This window comes from Treponema sp. OMZ 803 (genome assembly GCF_024181165.1).
Taxonomy (GTDB): Bacteria; Spirochaetota; Spirochaetia; order Treponematales; family Treponemataceae; genus Treponema.
In genome coordinates this window covers 1793908-1808907 of the sequence record NZ_CP051195.1, presented here as the reverse complement: position 1 = coordinate 1808907, position 15000 = coordinate 1793908, and the positions used below count along the sequence as shown (strand labels likewise).

The window sequence follows — 15000 nt, the reverse complement described above, 5'->3', positions numbered from 1 at the left end:
CGCTGTACTGCATTTTTTATTCTGTGTATGATGACCGTTGCACAGATACCGCTGATTGCAGAAGAAAAAAAAGAAGACCATACGCCGGTTCCCTATACAAAAGAGGAATTTCCGCTTTGGCAGCGGGAACTTCGGCGGTTTGAAATACTGTCTTTCGGGGCGCTCCCCTTTGTTACACTTTTATCCTTTTGGGGTTACGATATGATTCGTGCGGCGAAGCACCCGAAAGATCCTGCCTATTATCCGTGGCCGCTCAAACAGGTTGACAAAGCGATCCCTCTTACCGAAAAAGAACAGCTCGGCGTATTCCTTACTGCTGCCGGTATATCAATAACGATCGCGTTAATCGATATAACGTATCGTGCGATTAAACGTTCTGCAGCAAAAAAACGTTTGGAGAGGGAGAATACCCTTACCGAAGCTCCTATTCAATTTATATCAATAACGCAATCCGCTAAAGCTGAATCTCAGACTCTGAAACTTATGACCGATGCAGCATTGGCTGCGGGTTCTATCGGAGGAATTGCTTCATTATTTAAAAATAATACTGCAGCAGCTCCTGCCGGACAGGGCAGCGGCTCCGATACGGTTGCACAATAATATGTCTGAAGTATTTGAGCTTACAGTACCGAATGGGATCGGTAAGCTGCGGCTTGATGCGTTTTGCTGCAGTGTGCTTACCGGTATGACCCGCTCACAGCTGAAAACAGGGATACAAGCTGTGCAGCTCAACGAGCGGCAGGCAAAACTTTCAAGCATGGTGCAAGCGGGCGACCGTATCACACTGATATGGGAAAATCCGCTTCCCGATGTTCTTATACCCGAACCTATTCCGCTCCGTGTCTTGTATGAAGATAATGATGTCATCGTGGTGAATAAACGAGCTGGTATGGTTACGCATCCTGCGGCAGGCAATTGGACGGGGACGCTGGTGCAGGCGCTTGCGTATTACCGCTTGCACACGTCGCCTATTCATGATGCCTTCGCCTGCCTGCTCGAAGCGGAGCAGGGGAGGGGGAATTTTGCCGAGCTATTGCGTGCAGGTATCGTTCACCGGCTTGATAAGGATACCTCCGGCATCCTTATCACCGCCCGTAGTGCCGAGGCGGAAGCCTTTTTAAAAAACGAATTTAAGCTGCGGCGCACAGAAAAATATTATCTCGCAATTCTGAACGGCATACCGGAAAAACTGGCCGGTATTATCGAAACGTCGGTATTCCGCGACGGGCATAGTCGTATTCGATTTGCCGCCTCGGCAGATCTGTCTAAAGGAAAATATGCCTGCTCACGCTATAAAGTGCTGCGGGTGTATGGGCGGTATGCGCTGGTGCTCTTTAAAATCGATACCGGCAGAACCCACCAAATTAGGCTCCATGCGCGGTTTATCGGCTGTCCGATTGTTGGAGATCCGCTCTATGGGAAAAAAGAAACTGAATGGAAGGAATACGGCTTGATGCTCCACGCGTATCGGCTCGGTATTACGCTCCCTTCAACACAAAAAAAAGCCGTATTTACCGCCCCGCCGCCCCGAAAATTCCAAACTGTCCTGCGCCTTTTGCAGACGCGGCTGTCACAGGGGAATAGCTGAGGCGCCTATGCAAAAAAATATTGATATGGTAATGGCGGCTTTCGATTATAATAGAGCGGAACCATGTATTGTACGGGAAACCGATCATTGGGCGGTTGTGTATAAGCCGCCGCATCTCCCCACTGCACCGCTCCGAGCGGATGAACGCAATACGCTGGTATACTGGTTTTTGCATAGCCCTGAGGCAGAGGGCGATGTTCTATTCGATGATATGCAAACAGATGCGCTACTCGATGCTACGCAGATAGATCCACAGGAGCCGCCCGCCGAATACGGGCGGGATATTCAGGAAGTTCAGGTCGGCAATAAACCAGCGATACGGCCGACAGGACGACGTATTCGGGAGGCGCAGGTACGCGGCAAAAAGGCGATTGAGGCGGGGTTGCTGCACCGGCTCGATACGGATACGCGGGGGCTTGTGCTTTTTGCAAAGGATCAGGTGGTATACGATTTTCTCGCTGCCCGGCAGGAAGCGGGGCAGATGATAAAAACCTATTGTGCTTTCGTAGAACCGAACGGAGCCCCGGAGATAGATGACGGGTATGATTTCGATGCAACGGAGTTATCTATGCTGAAAGAGCTGTCTGCTGCACAGGGACAGGTAATAGTACAGGAACGGATAGCAGCACAATTACCGCTTACGCTGGAAAGTCAGTTTAGGAATTTCGGCCCCGGCGCAAAAAGGGTTGCTCCGGTTGTTTCCGGTTCGCGGCATTACAAGAAAGACGGGCGGTTGTATACGACGGTAATAGAAACGTCTGATATTCTGCCGTCTCCAATTGATGGAAACGATACCGTCCCTGAAACTGTTTGTGAATCCCTTTCGCCCCCGCCGCTCATTCGGCTTTGCTGCCGCCTTTCCCGCGGATACCGGCACCAAGTGCGTGCTCATCTGGCCGCAGCCGGACTTCCGATTGTTGGTGACCCCCTGTATGCGCCACAGGGAGCGGAAGCCCCACCGGAAGCCGCACAGGTGAGCTTACAGCTCTACGCGGTCAGCCTTGCGTTCCCCGATCCTGAAAACCCTCAGCAGAATATACGCGTTGCGCTTCCGCTGCCAGATAGAATGAACCCGTAATCAGCAGCGGCCGGTTTTCGGCGATGCTTTGGGTAAATGCCTTCTTTAATACCGCGTTAAAATCCTCGCTCGCTTCCATTACAGCGCTGTTCTCATTCCCGAAAACCTGTGTAAATGCGCCGACGGTTTTTTCTAAATTCCCCTTTTTAAACGCGCCCGGCACGGTTAAGTAGAGATAACCAACTTTATCGTAGAATATCGGCGCAAAATCGGCGGGGTTTTTGTCGGCCGCACAGGCGAACACCAGCATGGGCTTGGCGTTCGGTGGCACATCAGATCCGATCGGTGTGCCGGATCCGTTGTTGAGGAGAGAAAAAAACGTGTCTGCACAAGTCTGTATGCTGTTATGCGTATGCGCACCGTCGAGGACAATCAGCGGCTTCGTACTTAAAAGCTGGAATCGCGCGGGGAGCCATGCCTTTGAAAGCCCGCTTTCAATTAACGCTTCCGGCATATCGGGAAATCGGTATTTAAAAGCAGCGGCGGCGAGCGCAGCGTTCTCCGCCTGTACGGGCGTAAAAAGTGGGAGTATTGCGTGCAGCGGACGTTTAAAGAGCGCCCCTACCGGATGCGCGGCGGAAAAGCGGATGGTAACTTCGCGGCCTTGCGGTATCAGCCGGTGTTCAATCGTTTCGATAAAATCGGGCAGATAAAAGAGCGGAGCATTGAGCGCTTCAGCCCGCCCCCTGAATACTTCAAGCGCGGAATTCGGCTGGCGCGAGCAAAAAACGGGAATCCCCGCTTTAATGATGCCCGCTTTTTCCGCCGCGATGAGCGGAATGGTATTGCCGAGATATTCGCAATGTTCAAGCTCAATCGGCGTCAGCACGGTAATTTCCGGCTGCACGATATTGGTAGCGTCAAGCCTGCCCCCCATGCCGGTTTCAAACACCGCCCAGTCGAGCCGCTCCTGCCGGAACAGCATAAAGGCGGTCAGTGTCACCAGTTCAAACCAGCTCGGTTGGGGTTCAGTCTCTTTACCGATATGCGGCAGTACGCCCTGCCGTACGGCACGGAAGGTTTCAAGATAGGCTGCATTACTAAAAAAGCGGCTGTTTTCCGTTATCCGTTCACGAAAGTCGTTTACGTGAGGAGAGGTGTAGAGACCGGTCTTATAACCGGATTCGGAGAATAAGGCCGAAAGCATCGCCGCAACTGAGCCCTTTCCTTTTGAGCCGGCAATGTGTACTGTCTTATATGCTGTTTGCGGGTTGGAGAAAAGCGCGGCATAGTATCCGATAACCTCAAGCGAAAATGCTTTGTTATGCGGCCGTTTTTCAAAGTTGATAAAACCGTCAAGCCATCGGTAAAAATCATTTAGATTGCCTATAAGCGTTTGAGATGGTGCAGCTGTATATATTGTATTCATAATGATTGTCGCTCGTTTTGCAGAGGTGTCAGGTTTGTTCATGATCGTTGTAGTTGAAAACGCCCGTTGAACGGACGTTTTTCAATTTTTTAACGGTACATAGCCATTGTTATCAATGATTTTTTGACCTTCAGGAGAAAGGATCCAATCTATCAGCTTTTTTACATTTGCATTTTTGTTATCCTTTCTGTAAACAGCAAAAAAATGTGAAGATAGAGGATATCTGCCATTTTGTATATTTTCTTTTGTTGGTGCAATCCCATTTAAAGAAATCATTTTTACATTTGCATTTTGTGTTATTCCTTCTACATAATAACGAAATGAGTAACCGATAGGACTTCCAAAGAAAATGCCAAAAGGATTTAATCGTATCTTTTCTCCATTCATAAATTTTAAGAATGCGGTTTGACTGCCGCTTCCTTCTTTTCTTTGCCATGCTGCAATTAAAGTATTTGTTCCACCAACTTTTTTCCAATTTTTAATTTTACCGGAATATATTCCTTTTATTTGTTCAATTGATAAATCATTGACAGGATTCGTTATATTCTCAATAAATACAAATGCTTCTAAGCCAATTGGAACAAACTCTAATTCTATATTATTTTGTTTTGCATACAATAGTTGCCCTTCTGAAGGTGAGGCGCAAAAAATTATATCTGCAACGCCATCAACAACGGCTTTGTAAGCGCCTCTCGTGTTTCGCATTTGAACTTTGCTTTCTTTGGTGAACTTTTCACCATCGAAACAAACTGATTTTTCAGGATAAGTTGCAGATGCAATCGCAGAAAAGACCGGATATAGTGCACTTGCTCCATCAAGTACAGGAATGGTGTCATCTATTTGAAAATCTGATTTTACATAATTTGTTTTTGAGTTCTTGTCAAATGGAAGATAATCCTTTAAATCAATTGAAAGAGTTGAGATTTCGTTACTCCCAGCTACAACAGCTATCATACCTGAATTTCTATGTAAAATATTAAATTGTATTCCTGAATATAAGAGACTTATCATTCCTAATAGAGAAATCATAATAAAAAGGATAACAGTAATTTTCTTCATGCTACATTCCATAAACAGAAATTGAATAAATGATAGAAAACAAAAATCCCCCAATAATCACAATCCATGCTACAATAATTATTGAACAAATTATAATTTCTTTTTTTAAGGCTTTTCTTTTTTCAATATTTTCTTTATTTGTCCTGCAAAATTGTATTATAGCACTTATCAACCAAATTAATGCTACAATAGGAAGACCAAAAATTAAAAATTCCATTTATTTTCTCCATGTTCCTGTGTTACCGTGTGAGTATCCGCCTACCATTTTTTGATTGTCTTGAATCGCTCTGTTTGATAATTATGTTTGATAATATTGTACGGTATAGTTTTTCAGTCTGTTTATTAAAACAGACATGATAGACAGTCATATCCGCTTTTGTTTCCATTAAGTAGGCATAGACGGTGGAAAGAGCAATTGTTGCAGCTTCCTCCATAGGATAGCCGTATACGCCCGCACTGATACAAGGAAATGCAATCGTTTCACAGTGAAAATCTGCCGCAAGAATGAGCGAGTTGCGGTAGCAGTTTGCGAGCAGTTCCGGTTCTCCATGTTTGCCGTCCTGATAGATCGGTCCGGGCGTATGGATAACATATTCTGCAGGGAGCTTATATCCGCGTGTGATTTTTGCCTGCCCTGTTTTACATCCTTTGAGTGCGCGGCATTCTTCCAATAATTCGGGGCCTGCGGCACGGTGAATCGCTCCGTCAACACCTCCGCCGCCGAGCAGAGTGGTATTTGCTGCATTGACAATTGCATCTACTTTTAGCGTAGTTATATCTGCACAGATAATTTTGATATCCATAAATTCCTAATTATGATCGATATGAACCGAATACGGTATGTTTTTGAATTAAAAACCGGCAGTCTATTGCTTGTCGATGAGAGAGCTGCTGCCGGTTATGGATTAAAAAGAGTTAGTCGTCCCAGCCGACGCTGACTGTGGTAGACCCGGGACGGACTTCTTCGCTAATAGGCTTGGCTATACCCTGCCGGTTACTGCCTGAGTCAATACCGGATGCGGTGTAGGCAGCAGCTGCTTGTAATCGGTTATCCGAAGTGTCAGTTGCGACAGCCACAGGAGCGGTTACCGTACCCACTTGACTCAAGGTACTGAATTCGCCGGAGGCAACCATTTTCGGTATTCCGATACCGATACCCGATTCAAACTGAACGGCTCCATGGTCTACGAATAAGTTATATCCGTCGAATTCAAATCCGGTACCGCGCACGGAAGCGGTTGCCGTCGGACTCTTAACCTTAAATTCCGCTTTTTCGCCTTCTTTCGGTGTAACTTCCGCCTTAACCCGCCCGGCCATCAAAAACATCTGCGTTTTTGTTGTTCCTTCGGATTTTATCAGCTCTTCAAGTGATAAGCGGGTAACAGGTTTTACCGTCAGTACTGCCGATTCCGTTTTAAGAATAGCGGTACTCTTAAAGCCGGTAGAGATAAGAGAACCGGCAGGTAAAACATCACCTACTTTTGCGGCTTTCCAATCTTTGCCGGGATGTTTGCATTCAACTTTTCCGGCAATTTCGGTGACTGTTGCTGTCAGGTTAGCTGCTGCAGCTGAGAAAATTCCTGCCATGCAGAGTAGTAAAATTCCTAGATATCTTTTCATAGTACACCTCCTAAAATGAAGCGCTATAGGGGAGCGCTAAAAACTTCAATTTGTAGCGGTTCCCTATAGTTTTACGGTAAATGTCAGTTCAGTCAGCCAGCGCAGATTATACGCTGTGATAATTTTCCGATTTGGTATAAAGATGCCTCCGGTGAATGATGCATCAAAATCATTATGGAATTGATACGCTACTTTCGCCGATAATTCGGATCCCATGTAGGCAGGCGAGCGTATGGTATTCGGAGAGGTCAGCAGTATGTATGATAATTCCGTTAAAAGACCTTGTATCGGGCGAGCGTTTACCGTGAGTCCTCCGGTAAGCGTATTGCTAAACGAGCTGATCGACCCATTGGCAACAACTGTTTGTTTTGTGTCTGTAATAGGTACAAATGAACGCATCGGTCCTGTACCATCGTAGTTTCCTGCTGCCCAGTTGAGCTTACCGGTTACCGTAAAATAACGCCAATTGGGGTTAAAATATTGTACTGCAAGTCCCGATGCGAGTGAGTAGGTAAATTTTGGAGCTTCTCCTAATTGGAGAGCTATCCAGTATTGCCAGTTAATATTCCTGCCTATCCGTCCATGGATATACGGTATAAAGTATTGCGTGTGTGTCCTTCCGGTTAGTTTAAGTAAATCAAATTGAGCAAGGGCATCGAATCCTATTGTATGTGAAGGAATAACCTCTTGGAAAGAGGCCGAAAGAAGGAAGAACAACCGTTGAGGGGCAAGTACCTTTTTTTTATTGTTCAAACGCTCAATATCATCCAAATCTATTTTGATTTGTGCATCGGTTTTATAGGTAAGTCCCGTATAGCCAAGTGCAAAAGCAATGTTGGCCTTCTTGATTATAAGGTTGATTTTGCCACCATCAAATAAACCGCTCAAAATTTTATTTGAATAGTCGTTGAATGAAGTACGTCCGACTGACCATTGCAAGCCGATCTCATTAAAGATCTTACTGCCCGACCAATCCGTTCTTTTCAGTCTAAATGCTTGGTGGATCGGGAGCAATTGAGCTGCTCCCTTAGGATTAATAGGGAAAGCCCCTGAAAATCGGGCTTCGCCGGAAATATATATCGATGAAAAATCCTTTACGGGAAATTCAACGAATGCTTCCACTGCATTTGCCTGCGATATGTTAAAAGTCTTATTTGTACCGTTTAACTCGGTACTATTGGACAGGTTGACACCGAAATCCAATGCGGCAGCATACATTGTCATACCACCCGCTATGATAAGAAAGGATAGTATACGTTTCATTGTTCACCGCCTTGTACCGTATCGATGCGTCCGAGTATTTGGAGCATGGTAGATCCCGTCATCGGTGCATCGGGATCGTTATTATCTTGGATAACCGCGAGGTACTTCAGATCACGATATGCATATCGTGGGCAGGGATAGATGCGGTACATTAAACCTCCTTTTATATTGAAGGACTTCATTAATAAAAAAGCGTAGGTCTTGACCGGTATTACATCGCCTGCCGTAACCGAATCCCGTATTAAATTTTTATTTCCGCTTTTGAAGCGGTCAAATGCCGTTTCAAAATCAAGCTTGTCGGATCCGTCATTCAAGGCTGTCTGTATCAGATAGGCGGCTTGTCCGAAGGTTGTTTTTTCAGTCTCTAAAATTGTATCGATCTTTTCAGCCGCTTGGCCGAATGATGCCGCTATGGTAATCAAAACCGCAACGGTAATACATACAGTACGTTTCATTCTGTCCCCCCTTTTAATAAAAAATGAAGTTTTTAGCATCTTCCCATTGTATAACTCTCGTACATATCTTACTATAGATTTAATGGGGAGTAAAGAGTGAAGAAAAAAACATCGTGGCCTTCAATTGTTATACCGTGCATTATCGGGTTACTGAGTGCGGGAGTCTACCTATTTCCGTTTTGGATAGGTGTTGAAAATCGGCTGTATGATTTCTTTTTAGGACTAAAGTCTGATGTTAAAGAGGATTCTTCTATCGTGCTGCTGGATATCGATGATGTATCCATCGAAAAAGTCGGTCTTTATCCGTGGCCCCGTAATACGATTGCAAAAGGCTTGGAAGCGTTGACACAGCTCGGTGCGGAGTTTGCAGTCTTCGATATTGAATATATCGATAAAAGCCCGATGAGTGTGGATTTTACCTATTTAAACGGTGCGTTAAAGTCCGAGTTTGCCGCTTCTTTTGAAGAAATCGGCGCAAATGTACAGGATATTTTTGCAGCGCTTGCCAATAACCAAATTACACTGCCGGAGGCGGGAATATACGGGAGCGAATTGGTGGATTTAATCGATCAATCGCGGGATACTCTCTACCGGCATACAAAGCAGGTGGCGATAGAGAACGATAGCTATTTAGGACAGGCAATGCGGCTGTTCGGTTCGTCGTTTATTACGGTTAATATGCAGGACGATCCTCCGAGCGAGGGTACGGAAGATTTATATGCGATTGCGAAAGAGCGGTTTGTCTATCCTAAACTGAAAGTGAACGCCCCTTTATCGGAAGGGCGGCAGAGCGCCTTGGTACCGATACCGGAAATCAGCCGTATGGCGGCGGGGGCGGGGTTTACCAATGTGTATATCGACAGTGACGGCGTAAGATGGCGTATCCGGCTGACGGATAATATCGGCGACACGGTGTTTATGCAGCTTGCCTTTTCTCCGTTGTTGAAGAAACTGGGGGCTCCCGAAGTTGTCATCGATAAAAACCTCGTTACGTTGATCGGTGCCGTGTATGACGGTAAAGAAGAAAATGTTTCAATACCGCTTGATTCAAGCGGTATGATGTTGATTCGATGGCCGAAAAAAAACTATCAAAACAGCTTTACTCATATTCCTTTCTATCTATTGATCGATTATGCCGAAAGCGGAGAAAAAACGGCAAGCAGTTTACGCCTGTTACGGGCGAATCAAGGATGGAACCTCGGCCCCGGCTACGCGCCGATCGATACATGTATGCAGCTATGGGATGAAAGCGAAGAACTGCGTCGTACTGCCCTGGAATCGGGGGCTGTGCAGGATAAGGAAGCTTGGCTTACTGCTGTGCAGACCTATTGGGATACGGTAAAAAGCTTTTTTGAAACAGACTACGGTACGTCGGTAGCGCACTTGTTCGACGAGGCAAAACAAGCTGGGAATCCTGAAGATGCGAGACTCTACGATCAGGTAAAGGCCGATTTTGGAACGCTCTATGCAAATGCCGTCACATCGTATACCCGACATATAGAGCTGGAAAAGGCGCTTGCCGGTAAACTGAAGGATGCTTTTTGTATTATCGGGTGGTCGAGTACCGGTACAACCGATATCGGTGTTAACCCCTTTCACAGCGAATATGTGAATGTCGGTACGCATGCCGCGGTCGCCAATACTATTTTGCAGCGTGATTTCTTACAGCAAGCGCCGGTTTGGGTGTCGGCTCTGCTCGCGATTGTGTTTTCTTTCGGTATTATTGTGGTTATCCGCCGATTCAGCACCCTTGTTCAGATTATTGCGGGAGTTGTACTGTCTGTCGTTGTGCTGATTGTAAATCAACTCATATTCAATGTAACCGGCATTTATATCTTTATCATTTCGCCGGTATTGGCGCTCTTCGTATCGTTCTTAACTTATTCGATGGTATCGTTCATTATCAGCGAGCGCGAAAAAAGTTTTCTCCGCAAAGCATTCGGCACGTATCTTTCCGGCGATGTTATCAATGAGATGATAGAAGATCCTTCTATGCTGAAACTCGGCGGGCAGAAAAAATGGATTACCGCAATGTTTACCGATGTCAAGGGCTTTTCCACAATAAGCGAAGCGCTCGATGCGGAACATTTGGTCAAATTGCTGAATATCTATCTTTCCGGTATGAGCGATATTATCTTGGAACAGCGCGGTACTATCGATAAATACGAAGGGGACGCCATTATATCGTTTTTCGGCGCTCCGGTGGATTATAAAGAACATGCCCGCCTCGCGTGCCGTGCTGCAGTGCTGATGAGGCGGAAAGAGGTTGAGCTGAACGAGCTTTTTATGCGTGAGGGAATGAGCCCCAATCCGCTTTTAACCCGCATCGGGATTAACACCGGCGATATGGTTGTCGGGAACATGGGCACCGAACGGAAGATGGACTATACGATTATGGGTAACGCGGTCAACCTCGCCGCCCGTTTGGAAGGGGTAAACAAACAGTACGGTTCATGGCTTTTGATTTCCGATATGACGAAAAACGAAATCGGCGACGAATTTATTACCCGCCGGTTCGATCGTGTGCGCGTTGTCGGTATCAATACACCGGTGCAGCTATGGGAGTTGGTCGAATTAAAGGATGCAGTCGATTCGGCAACGCTCGACTTTTTACGCCGTTTTGAGGAAGCTCATTGCGTGTTTGACCGGCGGGATTGGAAGGAGGCCTTTAAGCTCTTTAAAGCGCTCCGCGAAGAGCGGCCTGATGATGGTCCCTCCGATGCCTATCTGCGTAAGTGCGAGGCCTTTATCCAAAAGCCTCCTGCGGACAACTGGGACGGCGTTTTCAGCCTTACGCAAAAATAGGATAGGAATACCTGTTCGGAAACGTCCGTTTCAGAACAGGTTGTCTTGAAATGCGATATTCTAATGGTTAAAAAACGTCTGATGCGGTTGTCTCGATGTTAATGACCGCGTCGGCGATATTCAGCGTTGACTTACGGTGCGAAACGAGCACAACCGTCTTTCCGGCGCCGGATTCCTTGAGCGATTTAAGGATGATACGCTCGTTAAGGGCATCCAGATTGCTGGTAGGTTCGTCGAGAAGGAGTAGGGGAGCGTCGTGCAAAAATGCACGGGCAAGTCCGATACGCTGTTTTTCTCCGCCCGACAGGGTGTCGCCGAGTTCCCCGACTGGCGTATTATACCCATCGGGAAGGGTGGTAATAAAGTCGTGAATCGATGCTTTTTGTGCCGCCGCGATGACTTCTTCTTCCGACGCATCCAACTTACCGATTTTGATATTGTCGGCAATGGTGCCTTTGAACAGCTGACTTTCCTGTGTAACGCAGGATTCCATCGCCCGCAACGCTCCGGTCGGGACGGTTTTTATGTCCTCGCCTGAGATGCGTATCGCGCCTTTTTGCACTTCCCAAAACCGCATCAGCAGTTTAAGCAGGGTAGACTTACCCGATCCGCTTGCGCCGTGTATGCCGGTAATGCTATCTTTTTGAATGACGGCGCTGTAATCGTGCAATATCTGTTCGTTGCCGTAGCTGAAATCAATATGATCGGCCGCAGCGCCTTCAAATGAGCGCGGTTTGCCGTCAGCGGGGATTTCTTCTACGAGCGGCTGTTCTTCCAATAGGCTCAAGATACGGTCGCCGCTTGCCAATGTTTGATGTAAATTGTTGGAAAGCTGCGCAAGGGCGAGCACGGGGCCGAAAGAGGCGCTCATGCCGAGTGTTATTCCTACGGCGGCGGCAAAGTCGATGCTTCCCTGTCGGAAAAGTATAATAGAAAGAAAAAGTTGAGCAAAAGTAAAGAACAAAATGACCGTGTTCGTTTCAATACGCTGCCGTGCTTCCTGTGTACTTAGATATTCCCCGCCTTTCCCGAGATTATCCGACCGCTGCCGCAGCTCGGTTCGAATACGTTCCCCCGCCCCGTATTGGATAATTTCTTCCAAGCCGCGCAGGGACTCAAGAACAAAGCTATTCAAATTTCCGAACTCCGTTCTAAAGGCAAGTCCCTGTTCGCTTGTCCGCTTGCCGTTGCGCAGGGGAATAATCACGCCTACCGTAATATACCCTGCGAGCGCGACCGGTACCGCAATAAGACTGCGGCTGCCGAGAAAGATCAGCATACAAAGGGAGGTTAGCACCGCGATAACGATGGGGGAGATAGTATGGGCATAAAACACTTCCAAAAGCTCGATGTCGATGGTTATCAGTGAGATCAAATTCCCTTTATCTTTGCCCTCCAGTTTTGCCGGAGCGAGCTTCCGTAAGACACTGAATATCTTATGCCGGATAATTGCTAAAAGCTTAAACGCGATATAGTGATTGCAGTATTGCTCTCCATAGTGGAGCGCACCCCGAAGAACGCCAAGAATGATGATCGCTATAGCAATCTGTTTAAGGCTGAGCCCGAAGAATGTCTTTCCGATCGCGATCGGTACTTTGTCATAAATCGCAGCGATAACAGCTTCGCCGCCGAGGATGGTGATAAAGATTGCGCATAAAAACCCGAGCACTCCTGCGGTAATTGCAATCACCATAACGGGAAGGAGGGGGCGGACAAGGGTAATCAGTGAACCCATTATGGTAAGGGCACTTCTGCGTTTGGATGTATTCATTTATCGCTCCTCATGTACTGCTTGACTATCGGCAGTGCTGCCGTACTGTTCCAACTCCGACTGGCTCTTATACAAAGCACAATAGCGGCCGTCCAACGCCATCAATTCGTTATGAGTACCTTTTTCGGTAATCCGTCCGTGTTCCATAAAGTAGATACAATCGGTGTCTACGCTGTTTGCTAACCGGTGCGAAATAAGCAGCACCGTCTTGGTCTGTTTCAGCTCATGAATAACCTGCAATATCCGCTCTTCACTTTCGATGTCGATATTGGAAGTCGCTTCGTCAAAAATATAGACGGGGCTGTCAAAGAGGAGGGCGCGTGCCAATGCAAGCCGCTGCCGCTGTCCGCCGGAAAAATTCACACCGCCTTCCTGTAGTTCGGTGTCCAAGCCCTTTTGCGTATCTAAGAAGTCTGAGAGGTTTACTTTTTTAAGCGCTGCGGTCATCTCTTCCACCGAGGCATCCGGCTTTGCGAGCCGTAAGTTATCCCTAACCGTTCCTTTAAAAAGATACGCATTGTGTTTTACAACAGTGATATGCCGCATGATATGATGCTCATCGATGGTTTTCAGTTCGTCTGCGCCGAATAGAATGCGTCCTGTATAGTTTTTGTGTTTTCCTGAAAGGAGCGCCGCAATCGTGCTTTTGCCACACCCGGATTCCCCTGCAAGGGCGATAAATGAACCGTGCGGAATGGTGAGATTGATGTCTGCAAGGATTGCCCGTTGCTCGGTATAAGAGAACGAGAGGTCTTGAACGCTGATGCCGGCGGTGCTGTCGATGGAGCCGTTCGCTTCTGCAGGTTCGGGTAAGTCGAGAATATAAAAAAGTTTATCCGAAGCGGCCATTCCGTTCATCGCGATATGGAAAAAAGAGCCGAGCAGTCTGAGGGGAATAAAAAACTCCGCCGACAAGAGAATGATGCTGAATGTCGCCGCAATCGAAATGCTTCCTGCGGCAAATTGATATGCTGCGGTGATGATACCGGCAGTAGCTCCTCCGTAGGCAATTACATCCATAACGGTAATGGAATTGAGCTGCATACTGAGCACCTTCATCGTGATGCGCCGGAAGTGTTCCGCTTCTCTGTCCATCTCTTCGGCTTTTGCCTCATCCGCCTGATATATTTTCAGCGTTGTCAGTCCCTGAAGGTTTTCCAAAAACCTGTCGCCGAGCCCTGCATAAGCGCCCCAGTATTTACTGAGCAGCCGCTTGGCGATTTTTTGCACGGCAACAATGGAAATCGGGATGAGGGGAACGCAGCCGAGGAGGATGAGTGCCGCCTTAAAACTGACCGGCGCCAACACCGCAAACAGGGTGAGCGGCGCAAGGAGGCTATAGAAAAACTGAGGCAGGTATCTGCCGAAGTATATTTCAAGCTGTTCAATCCCATCTGAGGCAAGCTGCACTACTTCCGAAGTAGCGATGCTATCCCGATAGGCTGCGCCGAGTTTCAGCAGTTTCGCGTAGAGTGCATCCCGCAAGGTTGTTTTAACATCCCGTCCGGCAAGAAAGGCATAGCGGGTTGCATACTTTGTTGCAACAGCCCGCACTGCAAGTACCGCTATGAAAACAACACCCGCCGTAATCATTCCTTTTGAGGTAATCGTCCCCTTGAACAAGGATTCCAAAAGACGCCCAATAAAAAACACCGCCGCAATCTGCGAAACGAGGGCGAGCCACTGCCACAAAACGTTTAAATAAACGTAGCGCTTCGAATGCGCCAAAAGCGTAATTAATCTTTTCTTTATCATAAAGTTATGTACGAAGATAATATTACCATTCTGCGGGAAAATCCTCAAGCTATGGGAAACATCCTAAACACCAAATATGCCCCTGTAAAAAGATTTCCGGTTATGGTCCGCCTGCCATGGTAAAGGCTCTTCTTCCAGCTGCATACACATCGTCGCACCGTTACGTCGTGTTGCTTTCTCTTGCTATTCTTCATTAAAAATTAAAAATCAGAGAGATTTTTAAAGCCATTTTGCCTT

The 15000-nt window shown here is 47.0% G+C and carries 13 protein-coding genes; 4 read left to right on the top strand and 9 right to left on the bottom strand.

Going from position 1 to position 15000, the window contains the following annotated elements; translation table 11 throughout:
* The first annotated feature begins 27 nt into the window (after positions 1 to 27).
* Genes ABH09_RS08175 through ABH09_RS08165 form a run of 3 tightly spaced genes read left to right on the top strand, consistent with a single transcriptional unit; the run spans position 28 to position 2666 of the window.
* A complete protein-coding gene (locus ABH09_RS08175) occupies positions 28 to 600 on the top strand; it encodes a hypothetical protein (RefSeq protein ID WP_253715755.1) in 573 nt (190 codons plus the stop codon).
* A gap of 1 nt (position 601) precedes the next feature.
* The gene (locus tag ABH09_RS08170) at positions 602 to 1588 is read left to right on the top strand and encodes an RluA family pseudouridine synthase (RefSeq protein WP_253714024.1); all 987 of its coding nucleotides are present in this window, start codon (positions 602 to 604) and stop codon (positions 1586 to 1588) included.
* A gap of 7 nt (positions 1589 to 1595) precedes the next feature.
* On the top strand, positions 1596 to 2666 hold the full coding sequence (locus ABH09_RS08165) for a pseudouridine synthase (RefSeq protein ID WP_253714023.1): 1071 nt from the start codon (positions 1596 to 1598) through the stop codon (positions 2664 to 2666).
* On the opposite strand, the gene ABH09_RS08160 is transcribed toward ABH09_RS08165, so the two are convergent.
* The 7 genes from ABH09_RS08160 to ABH09_RS08130 all read right to left on the bottom strand — a co-directional run bounded on the left by ABH09_RS08160 (position 2584) and on the right by ABH09_RS08130 (position 8432).
* Positions 2584 to 4035, bottom strand: coding sequence for a bifunctional folylpolyglutamate synthase/dihydrofolate synthase (locus ABH09_RS08160; protein WP_253714022.1), 1452 nt, complete (start codon positions 4033 to 4035; stop codon positions 2584 to 2586). The genes ABH09_RS08165 and ABH09_RS08160 overlap by 83 nt on opposite strands.
* A gap of 81 nt (positions 4036 to 4116) precedes the next feature.
* Positions 4117 to 5094, bottom strand: a complete 978-nt coding sequence (locus ABH09_RS08155) for a PstS family phosphate ABC transporter substrate-binding protein (RefSeq protein ID WP_253714021.1) — start codon at positions 5092 to 5094, stop codon at positions 4117 to 4119.
* Position 5095: 1 nt separating this feature from the next.
* On the bottom strand, positions 5096 to 5311 hold the full coding sequence (locus ABH09_RS08150; protein WP_162663829.1) for a hypothetical protein: 216 nt from the start codon (positions 5309 to 5311) through the stop codon (positions 5096 to 5098).
* A gap of 22 nt (positions 5312 to 5333) precedes the next feature.
* A complete protein-coding gene (locus tag ABH09_RS08145; RefSeq protein ID WP_253714020.1) occupies positions 5334 to 5897 on the bottom strand; it encodes an O-acetyl-ADP-ribose deacetylase in 564 nt (187 codons plus the stop codon).
* A 112-nt stretch (positions 5898 to 6009) separates the two neighbouring features.
* The gene (locus ABH09_RS08140; RefSeq protein WP_162663827.1) at positions 6010 to 6714 is read right to left on the bottom strand and encodes a FecR family protein; all 705 of its coding nucleotides are present in this window, start codon (positions 6712 to 6714) and stop codon (positions 6010 to 6012) included.
* A gap of 63 nt (positions 6715 to 6777) precedes the next feature.
* Positions 6778 to 7977 carry a hypothetical protein gene (locus ABH09_RS08135; RefSeq protein ID WP_253714019.1) on the bottom strand — a complete coding sequence of 400 codons (1200 nt, stop codon included), beginning with the start codon at positions 7975 to 7977 and terminating at the stop codon, positions 6778 to 6780.
* Complete coding sequence (locus tag ABH09_RS08130; protein WP_253714018.1) at positions 7974 to 8432, bottom strand: hypothetical protein; 459 nt, start codon at positions 8430 to 8432, stop codon at positions 7974 to 7976. Before ABH09_RS08130 ends, ABH09_RS08135 begins: the two co-directional genes overlap by 4 nt.
* Before the next feature lie 96 nt (positions 8433 to 8528).
* Here ABH09_RS08130 and ABH09_RS08125 point away from each other — a divergent pair, with 96 nt between their 5' ends.
* Positions 8529 to 11237, top strand: coding sequence for a CHASE2 domain-containing protein (locus ABH09_RS08125; RefSeq protein ID WP_253714017.1), 2709 nt, complete (start codon positions 8529 to 8531; stop codon positions 11235 to 11237).
* 67 nt (positions 11238 to 11304) lie between these two features.
* On the opposite strand, the gene ABH09_RS08120 is transcribed toward ABH09_RS08125, so the two are convergent.
* A complete protein-coding gene (locus tag ABH09_RS08120; RefSeq protein ID WP_253714016.1) occupies positions 11305 to 13008 on the bottom strand; it encodes an amino acid ABC transporter ATP-binding/permease protein in 1704 nt (567 codons plus the stop codon).
* Positions 13009 to 14763, bottom strand: coding sequence for an ABC transporter ATP-binding protein/permease (locus ABH09_RS08115; RefSeq protein ID WP_253714015.1), 1755 nt, complete (start codon positions 14761 to 14763; stop codon positions 13009 to 13011).
* Positions 14764 to 15000: the final 237 nt, after the last annotated feature.